Source organism: Pseudomonas sp. P116 (genome assembly GCF_020149425.1).
Taxonomy (GTDB): domain Bacteria; phylum Pseudomonadota; class Gammaproteobacteria; order Pseudomonadales; family Pseudomonadaceae; genus Aquipseudomonas; species Aquipseudomonas anatoliensis.
In genome coordinates, this window is record NZ_JACVHB010000002.1 from 757,301 (window position 1) to 779,189 (window position 21,889).

Annotated in this window: 9 protein-coding genes; 3 read left to right on the forward strand and 6 right to left on the reverse strand. The window is 61.9% G+C overall.

Annotated features, from left to right (window positions below; all coding sequences use genetic code 11):
* Positions 1 to 10: 10 nt before the first annotated feature.
* Positions 11 to 1,102, reverse strand: a complete 1,092-nt coding sequence (locus tag ICA15_RS09815; protein ID WP_150618292.1) for a DUF1615 domain-containing protein — start codon at positions 1,100 to 1,102, stop codon at positions 11 to 13.
* 357 nt (positions 1,103 to 1,459) lie between these two features.
* Here ICA15_RS09815 and ICA15_RS09820 point away from each other — a divergent pair, with 357 nt between their 5' ends.
* Together ICA15_RS09820 and ICA15_RS09825 are read left to right on the forward strand one after the other, a co-directional pair.
* Complete coding sequence (locus ICA15_RS09820; RefSeq protein ID WP_210553129.1) at positions 1,460 to 3,664, forward strand: TonB-dependent receptor; 2,205 nt, start codon at positions 1,460 to 1,462, stop codon at positions 3,662 to 3,664.
* A gap of 116 nt (positions 3,665 to 3,780) precedes the next feature.
* A complete protein-coding gene (locus ICA15_RS09825; RefSeq protein WP_210553130.1) occupies positions 3,781 to 5,316 on the forward strand; it encodes an FAD-dependent oxidoreductase in 1,536 nt (511 codons plus the stop codon).
* Positions 5,317 to 5,444: 128 nt separating this feature from the next.
* Here ICA15_RS09825 and hemB read toward each other — a convergent pair whose 3' ends face one another.
* The gene (gene hemB / locus ICA15_RS09830; protein WP_047300672.1) at positions 5,445 to 6,419 is read right to left on the reverse strand and encodes a porphobilinogen synthase; all 975 of its coding nucleotides are present in this window, start codon (positions 6,417 to 6,419) and stop codon (positions 5,445 to 5,447) included.
* A 243-nt stretch (positions 6,420 to 6,662) separates the two neighbouring features.
* Entirely contained in the window at positions 6,663 to 7,361 is a 699-nt protein-coding gene (locus tag ICA15_RS09835) for a glutathione binding-like protein (protein WP_210553131.1), read from the reverse strand.
* A gap of 341 nt (positions 7,362 to 7,702) precedes the next feature.
* Between ICA15_RS09835 and ICA15_RS09840 the strand changes: the two genes are divergently transcribed.
* On the forward strand, positions 7,703 to 8,377 hold the full coding sequence (locus ICA15_RS09840) for a histidine phosphatase family protein (RefSeq protein ID WP_150605307.1): 675 nt from the start codon (positions 7,703 to 7,705) through the stop codon (positions 8,375 to 8,377).
* Positions 8,378 to 8,654: 277 nt separating this feature from the next.
* Here ICA15_RS09840 and mnmH read toward each other — a convergent pair whose 3' ends face one another.
* The 3 genes from mnmH to ICA15_RS09855 all read right to left on the reverse strand — a co-directional run bounded on the left by mnmH (position 8,655) and on the right by ICA15_RS09855 (position 21,653).
* On the reverse strand, positions 8,655 to 9,758 hold the full coding sequence (mnmH, locus tag ICA15_RS09845) for a tRNA 2-selenouridine(34) synthase MnmH (RefSeq protein WP_210553132.1): 1,104 nt from the start codon (positions 9,756 to 9,758) through the stop codon (positions 8,655 to 8,657).
* Positions 9,758 to 10,792, reverse strand: a complete 1,035-nt coding sequence (gene selD, locus ICA15_RS09850) for a selenide, water dikinase SelD (protein WP_150605309.1) — start codon at positions 10,790 to 10,792, stop codon at positions 9,758 to 9,760. The genes mnmH and selD overlap by 1 nt, the downstream gene beginning before the upstream one ends.
* Before the next feature lie 325 nt (positions 10,793 to 11,117).
* Positions 11,118 to 21,653 (reverse strand): autotransporter-associated beta strand repeat-containing protein, encoded by a 10,536-nt coding sequence (locus ICA15_RS09855; RefSeq protein WP_210553133.1) that lies wholly within the window; start codon positions 21,651 to 21,653, stop codon positions 11,118 to 11,120.
* Positions 21,654 to 21,889: the final 236 nt, after the last annotated feature.

A 21,889-nucleotide genomic window follows, 5' to 3' on the forward strand; every position in this document is an offset into this window, starting at 1 on the left:
GTCTGGGAAGTTATCCGGCCTTGGCCATGCAGCGTTTGTAGCGCTCATCCACGCGCTTGGCGAACCACGCGGTGGTCAGTTTGCGGGTGATTTTCGGGCTCTGCAGGACGATCCCCGGCAATACTGCACGCGGCAGAGACTTGCCCTCGGCTTTCTCGGCCAATGCAAAAACCTCTCGGTACAGCTTGGTCTCTTCGAACTCCAGGGTTTTGCCCTTCTCCAATTGATCGCGAATGGTCGGATTGCGCATGCCCAATGACTTGCCGAGAGTCCGCACCGCCAGTTCAGTGCCGCCGGGCATGATCGAGTCATAGCGGATCAGGTCACCATCCAGCGCCAGCGGGATACCCGATGCGCGGCTGACGGCATTCTGGAACGCCGCATTGCGACTGGCGTACCAACCAGCATTGAAGTCAGCGAAGCGATAGAGCGGCTCGCGGTAGCTCACCGGGTAGCCGAGCAAATGCGCGATGCCGAAATACATGCCGCCGCGGCGGCTGAACACTTCGCGGCGGATCGTGCCGTCCACCGGGTACGGATAGTCCTTGGCGTGCTGCTCGGCGAATTCGATGCTGACCTGCATCGGCCCGCCGGTGTGCACCGGGTTGAAGCCACCGAACAGCGTGCGGCCCATCGGCACCATGCCGATGAACTCATCAAAAATGGCACTCAATTCCTTTTCACTGCGCGCCGCCTTCAAGCGTTCGCTGTAGGTTTTGCCATTGGAGGAGCGTACCTGCAAAGCACCGCTGACCAGCAGGCTGGGGATGTGGACTTTGCCGGCACGACGGTCGATTTCGTCGCGGGCGATCTTGCCCAGGCCCGGCACTGTCGGATCGGCTTGAAAGGTTGATTCCTGCTCGGCAACGGCCAGCACCGAACACAGGTTTTGCGTGGTCGGGCTGATGTCCTGTGTAGCGAATGCCACGTAAATATCAGTCGCCCAGCCTTGGCGGTCGGCGATTTTCGCCGGCATCAGGCGCACGATCTCAGCCTTCACTTCGGCCGCAGGACGCGGGGCAGGCTCGCCATTGCGCTGGCTGGCGCAACCGGCCAGCACCAACATTGCCGCGAGGGTGATCAGTAATCGAGGGGTGTGCATGTTGCTCCATCCAGTCCGTTGAGGCGGGTTCACCATACGTTCAATGGTATGGCGCAGGCTAGGACTGCGATGATCCGGGCCTGTTCCCTGACTGAACACATTCCCCTGTAGGAGCTGCCGAAGGCTCGGGCCGCGTTCGGACGATCTTTTGATTTGGGTTTTTAGAAGCAAGATCAAAAGATCGCAGCCTTCGGCAGCTCCTACAGGGGGCGGTGCGGGGTGATGCAGCGATGATGACAAACTGATTGCAAAACGTTACTGAGAAAACCTATCATTCGCGCCTGGAGTCGCATTTGCGCAAGGAGTTCACGCGCCGCCTCACTTTTCTGACTGGCCGTGCGCCTCCAGGTATGAAACATGTCCGCTCCTGCCCGACTCCGCGCTCCTTTTCGTCCGACGCTTCTTGCCCTGCTCTGCTCCCTGACCGTTACCGCCCACGCTGCTGAAGAAGACGGCAAAGAGCTGGTGCTGGACAACGTCAATATCAACGCTCAAGCGCCAGCGCCAAACGCCCTGCCCCCGGTCTATTCCGGTGGTCAGGTCGCGCGCGGAGGCCAGCTCGGCGTGTTGGGCAATCAGGACATGATGGACGTGCCGTTCAGCGCCGCGTCCTACACCGAACAACTGATTCAGGATCAGCAGGCCGAAAACGTCGCCGACGTGCTGCTCAACGATTCGTCAGTGCGTCAGGCTTCGGGGTTTTCCAACCAGTCGCAGGTGTTCATGATCCGTGGCCTGCCGCTGAACGGCGACGACATTTCCTATAACGGCCTGTATGGCGTGTTGCCGCGGCAGATCATTTCCACCGACGCCCTGGAGCGCGTGGAAGTGTTCAAGGGCCCGAACGCCTTTATCAACGGCGTGACCCCGACCGGCTCCGGAATCGGCGGCGGCGTCAACCTGCAGCCAAAACGCGCCGGCGATGTGCCGCTGCGCCGCTACACCACGGACATCAACAGCGAAGGTCGCATCGGTCATCACTTCGACATTGGCCAACGCTTCGGTGAAGACAACCGCTTCGGCGCGCGCATCAACCTGTCCCAGCGTGAGGGTGACACTGGCATCGATCACGAAAACCAGCGCTCGAAACTGTTCGCCATCGGCCTCGACTATCGCGGCGATGCGCTGCGGGTTTCCGGCGATTTCGCCTATCAGAAGGAGCGCGTCAACGGTGGCCGCAGTTCGGTCAACCTCGGCACCGCCACGCACATCCCGGACGCACCATCGGCCGACACCAACTACGCGCCGAAATGGGGCTACACCGATATTGAAGACACCTTCGGCATGCTCCGCGCCGAGTACGATCTCAACGACAACTGGACCGCCTACGCTGCCGGCGGCGCCAAGCACACCCGTGAAGTCGGGCGCTACAACTCGACGACGCTGGTGGGCAACACTGGCGCATCGTTCACCACCGGCTCTTTCGTTCCTCACGATGAAGACAACACCAGCGTCATGGCTGGCCTTAACGGCAAATTCAACACCGGCCCGGTCAGCCACAAGCTCAACTTCGGCCTGACCGGCATCTGGGCCGAACAGCGCAGCGCCTACGATTTTGACCTGACCCAATACGCCAACAACATCTACCACCCGGTGCAGACGCCAGCGCCGGTCGGCAACTTCTCCGGCGGCGACCTGAACGATCCGGGTATCGTCGGCAAAACCTTCAACCGCAGCCTGGCAATTTCCGACACCCTCGGTTTCTTCGATGATCGCCTGCTGGTGACTGCCGGCCTGCGTCGTCAGCAACTCGTAGTGCAAGGTTACGGATACGCCAGTTACGGCAGCGGCCCGCGTTCGTCGAGCTACGACGAATCGATCACCACGCCGGTCTATGGCATCGTGTTCAAACCGTGGGACCACGTGTCGTTCTACGCCAACCACATCGAAGGTCTGGCTCAAGGCCCGACTTCGCCGACCAGCGCCGGCGGATTCCGCGTGACCAACGGCAACGAAGTCTATGCCCCGGCGCGCTCCAAGCAGACCGAGGCCGGAGTGAAGATCGACATGGGCACCTACGGCGCGAGCCTGGGGGTTTATCGCATCGAGCAGCCGAGCGACGGTTACTGTGAAATCGACAGCGCCACCACGTGCACCTACGTGCGTGAAGGCGAGCAGGTCAACAAAGGCGTGGAAATGAACGTGTTCGGTGAGCCGATCCAAGGCCTGCGCCTGATCAGCGGCCTGACCCTGATGGACACCGAACTGAAAAACACCCTCAACGGCGCCAATGACGGCAACCGTGCTATCGGTGTGCCGACCTTCCAGTTCAACGCTGGCGCCGATTGGGACGTACCCGGCCTGCAAGGCGTAGCGCTGAACGCGCGGATGTTGCGCACCGGCGGCCAATACGCCGACGCGGCCAATAACCTCAGCCTGCCGACCTGGAACCGCTTTGACGCCGGCGCACGTTATGCCTTCAAGGTGTCGGAGAAAGACGTGACGGTGCGCCTGGGTGTGGAGAACCTGGCCAACAAGAAGTATTGGGAATCGGCGCAGGGTGGTTATCTGACTCAGGGTGAGCCGCGGGTGGCGAAGTTGTCGGGCACGATTGATTTCTAAGGCCTGAAAAGGCCCCGCAACTTCAACGCTGCGGGGCCTTTTTCCGTCTGGCCGACAAACTGGCCACCCTCTCCTTCTGATCCATACTTGCTCCACAGCAAACGGAGCACACACCCATGAACCGCAGCGACGTCCTGATCATCGGCGCCGGCCCCACCGGGCTGGTGCTGGCCCTGTGGCTGAGCAAACTGGGCGTGCAGGTGCGCATCATCGACAAGACCGCCGCCCCTGGCACCACTTCCCGGGCGCTGGCGGTGCAGGCGCGAACGCTGGAGCTGTATCGGCAACTGGATCTGGCCGAGACCATCGTGCGCAACGGTCATCAGGTCGCGGCGGCAAACTTCTGGGTCAATGGCAAACCGGTTGCGCAGTTGCCGCTGAACCGTATCGGCGAAGGTCTGACGCCCTACTCGTTCGTCGAAATATTCCCGCAGGACCAACATGAACAGCTGTTGATCGAGCGTCTCGAAGACTACGGCGTCAGCGTCGAGCGCAACACCACACTGGAGCATTTCGATGAGACTGGCGATGGCGTAACGGTCCATTTACGTCTGCCCGATGGCGAGCAGGAAATCTGCCAGGCCTGCTATCTGGCAGGTGCAGACGGGGCGCGGTCGGTGGTGCGCAAAAACCTCGACGCCGGGTTCCCCGGTGGCACTTATCAGCAGATTTTCTATGTGGCAGATGTCCAGGCCAGCGGCCCGGCGATGAATGGTGAGTTGCATCTTGATCTGGACGAAGCGGACTTTCTCGCGGTGTTTCCACTGGCCGGCGAAGGCCGCGCGCGATTGATCGGCACGGTGCGCGACGAACGTGCGGAGCGCGCCGAAACTCTGGAGTTTTCTGATGTCAGCAGCCGCGCCATCGAACACCTGAAAGTGCACATCGAGGACGTCCACTGGTTTTCCACCTACCGCGTGCACCACCGCGTGGCTGAGCATTTTCGCGGCGGGCGGGCGTTTCTGCTCGGCGACGCGGCCCATGTGCACAGCCCGGCGGGCGGTCAGGGCATGAACACCGGCATCGGCGATGCGATCAATCTGGCGTGGAAACTCGCTACAGTCCTCAGCGGCGGTGCCGAGGCCAAACTGCTCGACAGCTATGAAACCGAACGCATCGCCTTCGCCCGGCGGCTGGTCTCAACCACTGACAAAGTGTTCAGCTTCGTCACGGCCGAGGGACGCATGGCCGATCTGTTGCGCACGCGGCTGGCACCGTTTCTGATTCCGAAAATGGCGTCGTTCGAGGCGAGTCGCGAATTCCTCTTTCGCACCGTTTCCCAAGTCACCCTCAACTATCGTGGCATGCCGCTGAGTCAAGGCACGGCCGGCCATGTCCACGGCGGCGATCGCTTGCCGTGGGCGCATGACGGTGAGGGAGATAATTACGAACCGCTGCGCCAGCCGTGCTGGCAGGTGCATGTGTATGGCGACACCAGCGACGAAATGCTCGCCTGGTGTCTTGAACATCACTTGCCGCTGCATGTGTTCGACTGGCGACCGGCGTTTGAAACGGCAGGATTGGCGCGCAACGGCTTTTACCTGCTGCGTCCGGATACGTATGTGGCGATTGCCGATAGCAGCGCCGACCCAAAGGTGATCGAACGCTACTTCCGCGACCAAGGGATCCGGCCATTTTTCGCCTGCCCCTGACCCACGAACACCACAGAAACCTGTGGGAGCTGGCTTGCCAGCGATGAGGTCAGCACAGCCAAAATCAACCTCGACTGAACCACCGCTATCGCTGGCAAGCCAGCTCCCACAAGGTTTTGCCGTGTTGCTTAGATCCCGGCCAGCGCCAGATCCATCGCAAAGTACGTGAAGATCAGATCCGCCCCCGCACGCTTGATCGCGCCCAGGCTCTCACGTACCACGCGATCCTCATCAATCGCTCCGGCCTGCGCGCCGAACTTGATCATCGCGTACTCGCCGCTGACCTGATACGCCGCCAGCGGCAGGTTCGAGGCTTCACGGATGTCGCGGATGATGTCGAGGTACGCACCGGCTGGTTTGACCATCAGCGCATCGGCGCCTTCCTGCTCGTCGAGCAACGATTCGCGCAGGGCTTCGCGGCGGTTCATCGGGTTCATCTGATAGCTTTTGCGGTCGCCCTTCAACGCGCTGCCACCGGCCTCGCGGAACGGGCCGTACAGCGCCGAGGCGAATTTGGTCGAATAGGCCATGATCGGAATCTGCGTGAACCCGGCCGCATCCAGTGCCTGACGAATCGCCCGCACCTGACCGTCCATCGCCGCCGACGGCGCAATCACATCCGCACCCGCACGGGCAGCAGCAACGGCCTGTTTGCCGAGGTTGATCAGGGTCTGATCGTTGTCGACTTCATGGTTATGCATCACGCCGCAGTGGCCGTGATCGGTGTATTCGCAGAAACAGGTGTCGGACATCACGATCATTTCCGGCACGGCGTCCTTGGCGATGCGCGACATGCGCGAGACCAGGCCCTCTTCGCGCCAGGTGTCGCTGCCGTTGCTGTCCAGATGATGGGACACACCGAAGGTCATTACCGACTTGATGCCGGCGCGGGCATAGCGCTCGATTTCGCTGGCCAGTTTGCGCTCGGGGATGCGCATCACACCGGGCATGCTTTTGATCGGCACGAAATCATCGATCTCTTCCTCGACGAAAATCGGCAGCACCAGATCATTCAGGCTGAACTCGGTTTCCTGGAACAGACTGCGCAGGCTCGCATTGCGGCGCAGACGGCGGGGACGTGCTTCGGGGAACTGACTGGACATGGGGCTTTCCTGAAAACGGAAGATGAGACGAAAGTCGTAGGGGGCGAAGCTTATGCCTTGCGGGGGCTGGCGTACAAACCTGGATCAATCAAGACAGCATTACTGCAGATGCAACAATAACCTCACTCCCCTGTAGGAGCTGCCGAAGGCTCGGGCCGCGTTCGGACGATCTTTTGACTTTGACTCTAAAAACAAGATCAAAAGATCGCAGCCTTCGGCAGCTCCTACAGGGATTGGTATTGGTCAGGAAGGGATCGTTAAACCACGGATTACCGCAGGCCGTGCCAGAAAGCGCTCCAGCACCCGGGTGACATTCGGGAAGTTGCTGATGCCCACCAAGTCACCGGCCTCATAAAACCCGATCAAATTGCGCACCCATGGAAATGTCGCGATATCGGCAATGGTGTAACGCTCGCCCATGATCCAGTCGCGACCTTCCAGCCGACCGTCGAGCACCTTGAGCAGGCGTTTGCTTTCATCGACGTAACGATCACGCGGACGCTTGTCCTCGTAATCCTTGCCAGCGAATTTGTTGAAAAAACCAAGCTGACCGAACATCGGGCCGATACCGCCCATCTGGAACATCAACCACTGCAGGGTTTCGTAGCGCAAGGTGCCTTCCTGCGCGAGCAACTGACCGCTCTTGTCGGCGAGGTAAATCAGGATCGCGCCGGACTCGAACAACGGCAGCGGCTGATCTTCGGGGCCGTGGGGATCAAGAATTGCCGGGATCTTGTTGTTCGGGTTCAGCGATAGGAACTCCGGGGACAACTGATCATTGGTATCGAAACCCACGCGATGCGGCTCGTACGGCAGACCGATCTCTTCGAGCATGATCGAAACCTTGACGCCGTTGGGTGTCGGCAAGGAATAGAGCTGAATCCAGTCAGGGTACTGCGCCGGCCATTTATGGGTGATCGGGAACGCGGACAGATCGGTCATGGGAAGCATCCAGTCACAAATTAAAGCCCGATCATAATGTAGGCGCTGCCGAAGGCTGCGATCTTTTGATCTTGAGCGTTTCAACAGGATCAAAAGATCGCAGCCTTCGGCAGCTCCTACAGAACCGTAACATTCAGTGATTAATCTCTGCCGCATGCCCTGGGTGCTTGCCATTAGAGTGCCGCGCACGCTTGTGATCGAACCAAAAGGGCCTCGGGCACTCTGAGCTATGCCCTTGTTGCAGAGGAAACGCTTCATGACATGGAAAACACCCGGTGCTGGGAGCCTGCGGTGTAAAGGTTTGTCAGCCTTAACCGAACACGCTGAAGAATTTTTATTTCATGACGAATCTGATGAGTTTCGCCAAACGCTTCAAACATCGCGCCTATGTGGCCCTGCCCTCCCTGTTGGCGGTCAGCGCGTTGTTCCTGTCGCTGGAATCCAGCGAGAGTCGTGCGCAACCGGCGGACGGCACCCAGACCCTGGTGTTCCTGCGCCATGCGGAGAAGCCCGAGGGTGGTCTCGGCCAGCTCAATTGCCAGGGTTTGAACCGCGCCATCGACCTGTCGACGCTGCTGCCGGAGAAATTCGGCAAGGCCGACTACGTGTTCGCCGCCAACCCGACGCGCAATGTCGAGGAAGGCGAGCTCGACAACTCCTACAGCTACATTCGCCCGCTGATGACCATCAGCCCCGCCGCCATCAAGCTGGGCCTGCCGGTGAATATCGAGTTTTCGGCCAATGACACCAGCGATCTGGCCCGCGAACTGCTGGATGACAAGTATCACAACTCCACCATCTACACCGCGTGGTCCCACGGTTATCTGCCGGAACTGATCAACAAGGTGGCCGGTAATGCCGTCGGCGAAAAACAGTCCATCACCGAGGACTGGGCGGGCAGCGACTTCGATTCGCTGTACGTGCTGACCCTGACGTGGCACAACGGCAAGGCCAGTTTGCAGAGCCACAGCTACAAGCAAGGGCTGGATAACGGCAAGGCCACCTGCCCGACTTGAGTTTCGGGTGCCTATTCGGCCCTAATCGCTGGCAAGCCAGCTCCCACAGGGTTTGAATGCACAATGAATGCTGTGGAAGGCTGGATTATGGCTAGGACACTTGCCTGACTTGAGTCTTCTACTGTCAGTGATGGCCTCATCACTGGCAAGCCAGACTCGCACAGGGTTTGAATGCACAATGAATGCTGTGGAAGGCTGGATGATGGCTAGGACACTTGCCTGACTTGAGTCTTCTACGGGAGCTGGCTTGCCAGCGATCAGGCCGGCAAACACGCCATCAATCTTTCTGATTCACCCGCTCGCGCAGATATTCGATAACCGCGCCCTGCTCCCCGGCAAACTCGATACGCCCGCCCTTCTTCTCGCGCTGAAACACATACATCGGGTCGTAATATTCACGCAGCAACCCCTCGATCCAGCCGCGATGCAAATCCACCGCGCCACTGCGGGCCTGCTCTGCCAGCGCCGCTTCCATCAAATCGAACAGCCGCCGATGGCGCTCGCCACCCAGACGTTTCTGCACGTTGTTCAGGCTCTCCAGCAGCCGCTCTGCGAACAGCGCAAAACCTTCCTCGCCATGCACCGATGCAAACTCGGCAGACAGATCGACCACGTAATCACGCAGAATCCGCTCCACGCGATCTTCAAAACTGTCTTCCAGCCAGACCATCGGGTACTGCTGCATGCCCTGATACATCGCCAGCGGCAAGGCGCAACTGCCGACCACCCGACTCTCGTCCTCCAGCACAAACTGTTCGATACCGGCATTACGCTTCTTGAGAATGTCGATGGCCAAACGGTTCTCGAAATCGATGTTCGACGGCTGCCCGGTGGCGCGTTTACCGAAACTGGAACCGCGGTGATTGGCGTGTCCTTCCAGATCCAGCCCGTTGCGCAATTGCACCAGCACTTCGGTCTTGCCGGTGCCGGTCATCCCGCCCAGCAGTACGAAATCACACTGCGCGATGGCTTGTTCAGTGGTGTCGATAAGGAAGCTGCGCATCGCCTTGTAACCGCCGCCGACGCGCGGATAGTCAATGCCGGCTTCGTCACGCAGCCATTGTTGGGTGATCTGCGAACGCAGCCCGCCACGGAAGCAATAGAGGTAACCGTCGGGATGGGCCCGGGCGAAGTCCGCCCAGGCCTGAATACGCTCGGCCTTCACCGCACCGGACACCATTTGATGACCCAACTCAATGGCGGCCTGCTGGCCGTGCTGCTTGTAGCAGGTGCCGATTTTCTGCCGCTCGATGTCATTCATCAGCGGCAGATTGATCACGCCAGGGAACGCACCTTTGTGAAACTCGACCGGCGCGCGGGCGTCCATCAGCGGCCGATCGTTGAGGAAAATATCGCGGTAATCGGTGCAGTCGCGGAGCATCAAATCACCTCGACTGCGTTCGTCTGTCGCTCGACCAGTTCACCAATTGGCGCCAGATTCAGGCCCAATTCGGCGGCGACGGCGAGGAACTCGTCATTGCCTTCAGGCGTTACCGCGATCAACAGACCGCCGCTGGTTTGCGGGTCGCAGAGCACACGTTTGTGCAGTTCCTGCACGCGGCCAACCTTGCTCGAATAGCTGTCGAAGTTGCGCAACGTGCCGCCGGGAACACAGCCCTGTTCGAGGTAATACTCGACGCTGTCCAGACGCGGCACACGGTCGTAGGCAATGCGCGCCGTGAGCTGGCTGCCGTCGGCCATTTCCACCAGATGCCCGAGCAGACCGAAACCGGTAACGTCGGTCATCGCCGTCACGCCAGCGAGTTTGCCGAAACGGCTGCCGGGCTTGTTCAGCGTGCACATCCAGTCGCGAGCGACGCCGACGTCGGCCGGACGTAACTTGCCTTTCTTTTCGGCCGTGGTGAGGATGCCGATGCCCAGGGGTTTGGTCAGATACAGCAGGCAACCGGCGGTGGCGGTGTCGTTGCGCTTCATGTGGCGTTTTTCCACCAGACCGGTCACAGCGAGACCGAAAATCGGCTCTGGCGCATCAATCGAATGCCCGCCCGCCAACGCAATGCCGGCGGCGTCGCACACCGCTCGGCCGCCCCGAATCACTTCCCGCGCCACTTCCGGCGCCAGCACATTCACCGGCCAGCCGAGAATCGCAATCGCCATCAACGGATCACCGCCCATCGCATAGATATCGCTGATAGCGTTGGTCGCGGCAATACGGCCGAAGTCGAACGGATCATCAACGATCGGCATGAAGAAGTCCGTGGTCGACACCACACCGCGCTCGGCATCAATTTCATAGACCGCCGCATCATCGCGCGAGGCATTGCCGACCCACAGTTTCGGGTCAAGGTTCTGCGCGCCGCTGCCGGCCAGAATCACCTCCAGCACCTGCGGGGAAATCTTGCAGCCGCAACCGGCGCCGTGGCTGTATTGGGTGAGGCGAATCGGCTCGCTCATGGCAAAGGGTCTCTGGCAGGGAATGGGGCGCATTCTAGCAGAGCGCGGGGTGGCTGATTTTTGTGATGAATGACAGGGCCCCAATCGCCAGCAGGCTGGCTCCCACAATTGAACTCTGTCTGCCACAAATCCTGTATCCACAGCAGGTGAACTGTGGGCCCAACAATGCTTAATGACACATGGAGCAGATCAAAAGATCGCAGCCTGCGGCAGCTCCTACACATGCATTCGCGTTTCCCTGTAGGAGTTGCCGCAGGCTGCGATCTTTTGCTCTAACCCAAAAAAAACCGCCCTTGCGGGCGGTTAAAAGTGCTTCGACCCTAAATCAGAAGCCAAGGCTGAAGCTGACGGTCATCGCATGGTCGTTGTTGTCGTTCGACAGTTGCCCCGAATAACCAATGCCCAGTTTGCCGGTCGGGCTGATCTGGAAGTCCACACCCGCTTCGACAATCGCGCTGTCCTTGGCAATCGGTACGCCTTGGGTGCTGAACGAAGCGCCGCCGTCGATGAAGGTCAGGTCGGCATCTGGTTTGGTGTCGCCGAACGCATGTCGCCAGCCGATGGCAGCGCGCGGGGTGAATTGCCCGCCGTTGGCCAGGGTGATGACTTTGCCGGCGCGCAGGCCGAGGGTGGAGAAAGTGATGTCCTGATCGGCATCAGCCTTCAGGCGTCCCACGCCGCCTTTTTCCTTGGCCTTGTCGGTGTCGTAGTTGACGTAAGCCAGACCCGCGAACGGCTCCAGAGCAATGCCGGCGGCTTCCATTGTGTAACCGACTTCACCGAACACCTGAGCGCTGCGGGCGTCGTAATTGGCCTCCAGACGGTCGTTGTAGGTGCCGACGCTGACGTCGCGTTTGGTCTCGATGTCGTGCCAGCTGTAAGCCGCGCCGAGGCGCACTGCCAAAGCATCGAACTGCGAGTTGAGATATGCAGCCAGGTGGTAGCTCTCAACCGTGGCATCCGAGCGACGATCATGCGCATCAAGGTCGCTGCGGGTGTAACCGGCGGCCATGCCCACGCGCCACTGGTCATCGAGTTGCTTATCGGTGCCGAGCATGAAGCCGCTGAGGTTGCGGTCGAGGCTGGCGCTGTTGCTGTCGCCATCCGACTCACCCCACGCGCCAAGTGCGCGAGCCCAGCCGACCATTTCGCCATGGCAACCGTTGCTGCTCAGTTGGTTGTCACTTGGCGCCAGGGCTCGGCGTGGATCATCCGGCGCACTGCACGAAGGCTGGCGCATGCGGTCGTTGACGGCTTCGCGCACGTAACGCGAATCCTCGAGGATCGCACTGGCGGTGCTGGCATGAATCTCCCCGGACAGACTGTCGAAGGCATTACGCGCACCCGCGACACTGAGGTTGACGATCTCGTTCTGCAACGCAGCGCCGGCCGCACCGTTGCGCGACAACGCCGAAGCGGTGTTGCGCTGGTTACCCGTGGCGGCGACGTCGGCGAACGAGTTGCCGTTGCGGCTCACCACCAGGTTTACCGCGTTGGCGTCGTACACCAGGGCCGAATCGAGGAACGCGTATTGCGGTAGATCCGCAGCGCTGAAGGTACCGATCACCCCGCCGCCCGCCGTGATCAGCGAATACGTGGTGTTGCCGGTGAACGGCGCCAGAGCGTTGACTTGTAACCCGCCACCCAGCGTCGCAGTGCCGCCGACAGCCAAAGGCGTCGCGGTCGGCGAGCTGACTGTCAGGGCGAGCACGCCGTTGGCAGCATTGGTCAGGTTGCCGGCAACACTCAAAGTGCCCGCCTCGGCTCCGGATTGCACCAGACCATTGTTGACCAGCGAACCGACGCTGCCATTACCGCTGAGCGCGGCGCCGTTGGCGACAGTGACTTGCCCGCCGAACGAGGCCCGCGCAGCGCGGCTGCCGACTTGCAGCACGCCTTGATCGACCGCTACGGTGCCGCTGAACGGGTTGTCACCGGTCAATAGCAAGGTGCCGGTGCCGCGTTTGGCCATGTCGCCGAGGCCACTGAGCACACCATTGAACCGACCGTCGGTATTCTGCTGGAACACCAACGAAGCGTTGTTGAGAATGTTGCCTTGCAGACTGGTGCTATTACCGACCAGCGTACCGCCGCTGACTGTGGTGCCCCCGCTGTAAGTGTTAGCGCCGCTCAATACCAAGGTGCCGGAATCAAGCTTCTCAATACCGCCCGTGCCCACCAGCGGCACGGAGATTTCCGTGCTCGCCCCGGCATTCACCCGCACCGGTGCGAGGCTGCCGTCCGCACCATTGACCGGAGTCAGTGTGCCGCCAGCGTCAGGCACCAGGCTGTAACCGCCCGAGAGGAATTGCAGGCCGGTGAAGTTCTGATTGCCCTGCACCGTGACAGTGCCAGCCTGCCCGCCGAACACGGCGAATTGGCCGTTGGCACCGAGTGCCTGAGTACCGCTCGGATCAGTCCAGTTGGTACCCGGCCCCCACACACCACTGCCGCCACCGATGCTGCCATCAGGATTGGTGGTGCCGCCGTTCCAGAACTGCACTTCACCCGGCGAGCCTTGCACCAGCAAATTGATCTGATTGGCAATGGCGGTTTGCAGCGTCAGGTTGGCCGCCGATACCGGCAGGCTGCCGTAGACCAGACCGTTGTCGGTCAGGCTGCCGCCGTAGCTGAACAGCTGATAGACCCCGGTGCCGAAACCGCCGGCGTTGTTGATATTCAGCGTGCCGTCGAGGGTCAGGTTGCCGGCAACATTGACCACCGTGGTCGAGCTGGCGGCAGAGCCGAGGCTGAAGTCCAGATCAGTCCCCGAAGACAGCGCCAACGCACCGACCGACAGCGGCGTCGCCGTGCCGCCACCGGCCAGCGTCGCGCCGTCGGCCAGTTGCAGCGAACCGCCCAACTGACCGCCACCGCCAATCTGCGCGCCGCTGGCGACGTTAACGTTGGCGCTGTTGAGCACACCGTTGACGGTCAAGGTGCCGGCCTGGACTGAGGTGTTGCCAGTGAAGCTGTTGTTGCCGGTCAGCAGCAATTCGCCGCTGCCGGTTTTGTTCAGCGTGCCGGTACCGGTGAGGTTGCCGGTGTAGCTGCCGTCGGCGTTTTGCTCGAAAGTCAGCGCCGCGTTGTTGACGATTGCACCTTGCAGGCTGCTGGTGTCGCCAAGGGTGCTGCCGCCGTTCAGCGTGGTGCCACCGCTGTAGGTGTTGGCGCCGCTGAGCACGAGTTCGCCCGTACCGTTTTTCACCAGACTGCCGGTGCCCGTTACCGCGCCGATCAGCGTGGTGTTCTGATTGCCGGCCAGCGTCAGCTCGGCGCCAAGGTTGATGGCGTTGGCCAGTTGCAGCGCCGAGGTGCTGTCCAGAGTGCCGTTGCCAGTAACGTTGAGCGCACCGCTACTGATCGCGCTGTTGTTGCCGAGGATCAGCGACCCGCCGGCGAGCTGAGTGCCACCGCCGTAGGTATTGCTGCCGTTGAGGGTCAGGCTCGATGCGCCAGTCTTGATCAGACTGCCGCTGCCGGTGACGACTCCACCCAAGGTCAAGGCGTTGGAGCCGGCGACGTTCAATCCTCCATTGAGCACCACATCATTGCCGAGGCTGACAGCGGCGTTGCTGCCCAGCGCAGTGCCATCCGCTGCAGTCAACACGCCAGTGCCGAGCGCCGCGTTATTACCGACCACGATCGTGCCACCATTGAGCGCGGTGCCGCCGGTGTAGCCGTTGGCAGCGTTGAGCACCAGTGTGCCGGTGTCGTATTTGCCGAGGGTGCCTGCGCCGTTGAGCGCTACACCGACGGTTGCCGTGGCGTTCGGATCGACGCGCACCGAGGCGTTGCCGAGCGAACCGTTGACCAGATTGAGCGATCCCGCTGTGCCGTTTTGCAGGCTGTAGCCATCGGTGACGAACTGCATGCCAGTGATGGTTTGCGCGCCGTTGACCGTAACCGTGCCCGCCGCGCCCTGGAACACGGCGAAGTTGCTGGTCCAGCCCTGATTGGTAGTGCCGTTGACGTCGGTCCAGTTGGTGGTGCCGGTGCCCCAGGTACCGCTGCCACCGTCGACCGTGCCGTTGGCGATCAGTTGATTACCGTCCCAGAACTGCACGGTGGCGGCGGGCGCGGTGACCAGCAGGTTGAGCTGGTTGGCCACCGCGGTTTGCAGAGTCAGATCGCCCGGGGTGACGCTGCCCGGCACGGTGCCGATGAGCATGCCGTTGTCGGTCAGGCCGCCGGTGTAGTTGATCAGGCGATACACGCCGCTGCCAAAACCACCGATGTCGCTGACATTGAGTGTGCCATCGAGGGTCAGGTTGCCGCCGACGTTGACCAGCGCGTTACCGCCACCAGACACCGGCGTACCGAGGCCGACGTCGAAGTTGGAGTTGCCGTTGAACACCAGCGAATCCACCGACAAGGTGCTGCCGGTGACACCCGCCAGATGTCCGCCATCGGCCACGGTCACCGCACTGGTCAACGTGCCGCTGCCGCCGAGTGTGCCGCCGTTGTTGACCAATACATTGACGCTGGCCAGCGAACCGTTGACCTGCAAGGTGCCGGCGTTGACGTTGGTGTCACCCGTGAGGGTGTTGTTGCCGGTAAGGGTCAATGTACCGCTGCCCAGCTTGGTCAACCCACCCGGATCGATGCCGTCCATGAGGACGCCAGCGAATGTACTGCTCTGGTTGTTGCCTCCGATGCTCAGGGTGTCAAAGTCACCGATGCCAACCGTACCGTCACCGGTCAGGCTGCCGATGCTGGTCGAATCGCCGATGTTGAGCGTGGTACCGACGGCAAGATTGACGGCGGCGTTATCACCCAGCGCGGTGCTGCCGACAGTGTTCAGGCTGCCGGCCAGTACATCGATCAGGCCGTTAAAGGTGTTGTTGCCACTGAGCGTCAATACCGCCAGACCGTTCTTGGTCAACGTGCCAGCGCCGGCGATCACACCGCCCAGCGTCAGGCCGCTGTTGCCAATGAAGCTCAAATTGGCATTGACGTTGATATTGTTGGCCAGCACCAGCGGTGCGGCGTTGTCGAGGGTCGATGCACCTGCAACGGTCAGCGCGCCGGAACCCAGCGAGGAGCCAGTGCCGATGGTCAGCGTACCGGCGTTCAGCGTAGTGCCGCCGGTGAAGGTGTTGATGCCGTTAAGCGTCAGGTTCGACGCGCCGTCCTTGATCAGTCCGCCAGCGCCGCTGACCACACCCGCGAGGGTCAGGTTATTACTGCCGGTGTTGCTCAGGTTGGCGTTGAGCACGATGTTGTTGCCCAGGCTCAGCGCACTGTTGCTGTCCAGCGCTGAGGCGCCGGCCACGGTGAGGTTGCCCAGCCCTAGCGCCGAGTTACTGCCCGCGGTCAGGGTGCCGGCGCTCAGGTTGATGCCGCCGAGAAAGTTGTTATTGCCGCTCAGGGTCAGGTTGGACGCACCGTTTTTAGTCAGGCTGCCAGCACCATTGATCGTGCCGGCAAGCGTCAGATCCGCCGTGCCGCCAATACCGAGGTTACCCGCCAGGTTGACCGCGTTATTCACCGCCACCGCCGTGCTCGCATCCAGCGTGGTGCCGCCCGCCGCGTTCAGCGTGCCTGAACCCAGTGCCGAGTTCGACGCCAGAATCAGTCCGCCGGCATTCAGCGCCACCGGCCCGAGGAAGGCATTGTTGCCGCCGAGCGTCAGGTTGGCCGCGCCGGTTTTGATCAGGCCGCCAGTACCGCCGATCACGCCGTTGAGCGTCAGCGCATTGCTGCCGACTACGGTGAGGTTGCCATTAAGGGTCGCAGCGTTGCCGAGAGTCACCGCAGCGTTGCTGTCCAGTTGCGTGCCGGCGTTGGCGGTCAGTGTGCCGCTGCCCAGCGCGGTGTTGCTGCCAACGACGATCTTGCCGCCGTCGAGTTGCGTGCCGCCGCTGTAGGTGTTGGCGCCGTTGAGCACCAGGGTGCCGGTATCGAGTTTGTTGAGGATGCCGCTGCCATCGATATTGGCGCCGATGGTCGCGGTCACGCCCGGATCAACCCGCAACGCTGCGGTGCCGCCGGTGCCGTTGACGGCGGTCAGTTGCCCCGCCGTGCCATTCACTACGTTGTAGCCATCGGTGAGGAACTGCATGCCGGTGAACGCTTGCGTGCCGTTGACCGTCACCGTACCCGCCGTGCCCTGGAATACCGCGAAGTCGCCGGCCCACGGTTGATTGACCAGACCGTTGGCATCGGTCCAGTTGGTGCCGACCGCATTCCAGGTACCGCTGCCGCCATCGACGACGCCGTTGGCAATGGTCTGGCTGCCATCCCAATAACGGATGTTCACGTTCGGTGCCGACACTTGAATGTTGATCTGATTGGCCACACCGGTTTGCACGATCAAGTCGCCGAGGCCGTAGCCGACCGGCACACCTGCGACATCCAGCCCCAGATCGGTCAGGGCACCGGTGTAGTTGAACAGGCGATACACGCCAACGCCGAAACCGCCGGCGTCGGTGACGTTGAGATTGCCGTCGAGGGTGAGGTTGCCGCCGACATTCATCAACGACGCGGTCGACGGTGTCCCCAGTGCCACATCAACATTGCTGCCGGCCGCGAGGGTCAGCGCACCGGCGGACAGTTGATTGCCCGACGACAACGCCAGATGGCCGCCGCTGTTGACGTTGACGGCACCGAGCGCCGAACCGGTACCGGTCAGGGTACCGCCGGTATTGACGTTAATCAGCGCGCTGGCCAGCGAACCGCTGAGGTTCACGATGCCGCTGTTGATCGCGGTATCGCCGGTGATGCCGTTGATCCCGGTGAGGTTCAAGGTGCCGGTGCCGACTTTGACCAGGCCGCCGCTGCCGCTGAGGTCGCCGTCGAACGTGCTGGTGACGTTGCCACTGCCGACGGTCAGCGTGTTGCTGCCGGTGAGCTGCACACTGCCGCTACCGGTCAGCGCGCCGAGGCTGGCGTCGCTGCCCAGATTCAGCCCGGCGCCGGCGCTGACGTTGACGCCGGAGGTGTTGCCCAGCGCATTGGTGTTCAACGTCGTGACGCTACCGGACACAATGTTCAGCGCGCCGGTAAAGGTGTTGTTGCCGGCCAGGGTCAGGTCTGACAGACCGTTTTTGGTCAGGCTGCCGGCACCGTCGATAATGCCGTTGAGGCTCAAGTCGTTGTTACCCGCGACGGTCAACCCGGCGTTCAACGTGATCGCATTGCCGATCCCGAAGGAAGCGCTGTTATCCAGCGTCGCTGCGCCACCGACGATCAACCCACCGCTGCCCAAACCGTTGGCATTGCCCAGCGTCAGGGTGCCGGCATTGAGCGCGGTGCCGCCGCTGAAGGTGTTGTTGCCGTTGAGCGTCAGGTTGGCCGCGCCGCTCTTGATCAACTGCCCGGTGCCGCTAGTGATGCCGCCGAGGGTCAGGTTCTGCGTACCGCCGACGGTCAGTGCCGCATTGAGGACGACAGCGTTGCTGAGACTGACCAGCGGCGAATTGCTGTCCAGCGTCGCCGCGCCGCCAACGGACAAGGCACCAGTGCCCAGCGCCGAACTGTTGCCGACGGTCAATGTGCCGGCGTTCAAAGTCGTGCCGCCGATGAAGTTGTTGGCCGCGTTGAGAATCAGATTGGCGGCGCCGTCTTTCACCAGACTGCCAGCGCCGCTGACCAGACCGGTCAGGGTCAGATTCGCCGTGCCGCCGACGTTCAAGGCACCGGCCAATGCCACCGCGTTGTTCAGGCTGACGGCGGTGTTGGCGTCCAGCGTGGTGCCTGCCGCCGCGTTCAATGTGCCAGAGCCCAGCGCGGTGTTGCTGCCGACGATCAGTTTGCCGGTGTTCAGGGCGGTGTTGCCAAAATAGGTGTTGGCGCCGTTGAGGGTCAGGTCGGCGGCGCCGTTCTTGACCAGCCCACCGATACCGGCGACCACGCCGTCGAGGGTCAGCGCATTGGTGCCGCCCAGGGTCAGCGTGCCGCCGAGGTTGAGGTTGTTGGCCAGGGTCGCCGCAGCGTTGGCATCCAGTGTTGTGCCATTCGCCGCGTTTACGCTGCCCGTGCCCAATGCGGTGCTGGAACCGACGATCAGCGAACCGGCGTTCAGCGCCGTGGTACCGGTGTAGGTGTTGGCGCCGTTGAGGGTCAGGCTCGACGCGCCCGTCTTGATCAAACCGTTGGCGCCACTGATCACGCCGTCGAGGGTGAGCGCGTTGGCGCCGCCGGCGGTGAGGTTGGCGTTGAGGGTAATCGCGTTGTTCAGGGTCAGCGCCGAGCTGCTGTTGAGGGTGCCCGCCCCGGCCACGGTCAGTGCGCCAGTGCCGAGTGCTGCGCCATTGCCGACAGTCAGACTGCCGGCGTTCAACGTGGTGCCGCCAGTGAACGTGTTGGCGCCGCTCAGGGTCAGGTTGGCCGCGCCATTCTTGAGCAACTGACCGGCGCCGTTGATCACGCCGGAGAGGGTCAGGCCGCTGCTGCCGCCGATGGTCAGGGCACTGCTGTTGAGGTTGACGTTATTGCTCAGGTTGACGGCGGTGTTGCTGTCCAGTGCTGAAACATCGATGACGTTCAGCGCACCGCTGCCCAACGCAGTAGCATTGCCCACGGTGAGGGTACCGGCGGCCAGCGTGGTATCGCCAAGATAGGTGTTGGCGCCGTTAAGAGTCAGGTTAGTGAAGCCGCGCTTGGTCAGCCCGCCACTGCCACTGATAACGCCGCCGAGGGTCAGGTCAGCGCTGCCACGGACCTCCAGATCGCCACCCAGGGAAACGGCGTTGGTCAATGCAACCGCGCTGCTGGCATCAAGCTTGGTGCCCGCCGCGGTCGTCAAGGCACCCGTACCCAGCGCAGTGTTGGAGCCGACAATCAGCGTACCGGCGTTGAGCGCAGTGCCGCCGGAGAACGTATTGTTGCCGCTGAGGGTCAGGTCGGCGGTACCGTTCTTGATCAGGTTGCCGGCACCACTGATGACGCCGCTCAGACCCAACGCCTGCGTGCCGCCGATGGTCAGATCCGCCGCCAGCGCGACGGCGTTGGCGAGGGTCACGGCAGCGGTCGCATCCAGCGTGGTGCCGGCCGCCGCATTCAGTGCGCCCGTGCCGAGCGCGGTGTTGCTGCCGACGAACAGGCTGCCAGCGTTGAGCAAGGTGGTGCCGGCGTTGGTGTTATTGCCGGTCAGGGTCAGGCTGGCGGTGCCGCTTTTGGTGATGGCGCCGGTGCCGGACAAAATGCCGCCCAGGGTCAAGGCATTGCTGCCGAGCACGTTCAGCGCGCCAGTCATGGCGATGTTGTTGGCCAGCGTAACGTTGGCGGTGCTGTCGAGACTGGTGCCGGCAGCAGTGGTGAGCGCTCCGCTGCCCAGCGAATTGTTGTTGGTCACCAGCAAACTGCCGGCACTCAGGGTAGTGGTGCCGGTGTAACCGCTGTTGGCGCCGCTGAGGGTCAGGCTGCCGGTGCCGGTTTTGGTCAGCCCGCTTGCGCCGCTGATCAGGCCGCCAAGGGTCAGCGCTCCCGTGCCGCCAGCCGTCAATGTGCCGCCGAGGTTGATGGCGTTGTTCAGGCTGATCGTGCCGGGGGCGCTCACGGTAGTTGCGCCGGTCACATTGAGGGTGCCGGTACTAAAGGCCTGATTGTTGCTGACCTGTACCGTGCCACCGTTGAGCGCGGTGTTGCCCAGATAGGTATTGGCCGCGCTGAGGTTCAACTGGCCGGCACCGACCTTGGTCAGGCCACCGCTGCCGGAAATCACCCCGCTCAGGGTTGTTGCATTGGTGCCTTGCACTGTCACGCCGCCGGCGCCCAACGAGATCAGATTGCTGACGTTCAACCCGGCGTTGCTCGCCTGCAAAATCCCGCCGTTGGAGGTGATCACCCCGCTGCCAAACGTGGCGTTGTTGTTGAACTGGGCGACGCCGCCATTGAGCGTAGTCGCGCCACTGACCAGTGGCCCCTGCAGGGTCCAGGTGCCGCTGTTGATGGTCAGGTTGTTGAAGTTTATGTAGGTGGCGCTCGACGCCGTGCCGACCCCGGTGGTGCCGCCGCCGACGCCGATCGGGTTCTGCAGGATCAGACTGTTGGTGCCGCCTGCGCCGCCATCGACGGTGCCGGTCGGGGCGAAGGTCAGGTTGATGCCGATCAGGCCACCGAGCCCCACCGAAACCTGAATACCGTCACCGACCTGCACCGAAGAACCGGTAATCGCCGTGAACGTGTTGGTGCTGCTTGCGCCCATCGACACGCCGCCGGTAATCGCGCCGGCGTTGGTAAACGTATTGCCCGCCGCCGACGTTTCAAACGCGATCCGGCCGTTGATGACGCCGGTGCTGCTGTTGGTCATGTTGACTTGCGAGCCACCGTAGACCCCCACCACCGGGGTATCGGCCAGGGTGATGCCCCCAATTGATAATCCCGTGGAGGTGATGGTGCCGTTGTTGGTGATGCTGGTGGTACCGGCCGCCGCGTTGTTAACCGCAATGCCCAGGCCGTCGATGCTGGTCAGGTTGAGCCCGAGCAACATGCCGGTGCCGCGAATGATGCCGCTGGCGTTGTTGAGCACGCTGACCGTACTCGTCGCGCCGGTCCCAATGAATGCACCGCCACTCAATACCGAGACCAGACCCAGTAATGCCGGATCAAGTGTGCCGGAGTTGTTGAGGGTGATGTTCACCCCGGTCAGGTCCATCACGTGGCCGCCCAGGGTCGCGTTCATCTGCGCCCCACTGTTGACGTTGACCGTGAGGCCGCTGGTAGCGCTGTTGAAGTTGTTAAGAAACAGCGGCAGGCTCGGCACGCCGGTACAGGTCACCGTAGAACCTGCGGTGGAACAGGTGGCCAGCGCCGGCGTGCTCACTGCGCCGAACAACAGTCCGGCGACGCTCAGGTGCACAGCAAGGGAAAGAGGGGAAAAACGCGAAACGAGGGCGACACCGGACCTTACTCCCACGGGCTACTCCTTGTCGTGGCCAATTCTTCCTTGAAAGCGTGTGAGTCGTGCTAATTCCACACGCGCATCAAGACTGCGACGGTCATCACAAAACCGTTGATTGCTGACAACGCTAGTAGAGCCGCGCAAATGGGAGCGGATTAAATGGTGTTAATACTTTAATACTAGGCCCTCTAAATCAGGGCTTTCAGCCTGTGAATACGGGGAACTGGCCGTAACACATCCCTCTGTAGGAG

Bases quoted from the DNA above. Each gene is read 5' to 3' on its own strand.
- ICA15_RS09815 (WP_150618292.1), bottom strand. From the start codon at position 1,102: ATGCACACCCCTCGATTACTGATCACCCTCGCGGCAATGTTGGTGCTG.
- ICA15_RS09820 (WP_210553129.1), top strand. From the start codon at position 1,460: ATGTCCGCTCCTGCCCGACTCCGCGCTCCTTTTCGTCCGACGCTTCTT.
- ICA15_RS09825 (WP_210553130.1), top strand. From the start codon at position 3,781: ATGAACCGCAGCGACGTCCTGATCATCGGCGCCGGCCCCACCGGGCTG.
- hemB (WP_047300672.1), bottom strand. From the start codon at position 6,419: ATGTCCAGTCAGTTCCCCGAAGCACGTCCCCGCCGTCTGCGCCGCAAT.
- ICA15_RS09835 (WP_210553131.1), bottom strand. From the start codon at position 7,361: ATGACCGATCTGTCCGCGTTCCCGATCACCCATAAATGGCCGGCGCAG.
- ICA15_RS09840 (WP_150605307.1), top strand. From the start codon at position 7,703: ATGACGAATCTGATGAGTTTCGCCAAACGCTTCAAACATCGCGCCTAT.
- mnmH (WP_210553132.1), bottom strand. From the start codon at position 9,758: ATGCTCCGCGACTGCACCGATTACCGCGATATTTTCCTCAACGATCGG.
- selD (WP_150605309.1), bottom strand. From the start codon at position 10,792: ATGAGCGAGCCGATTCGCCTCACCCAATACAGCCACGGCGCCGGTTGC.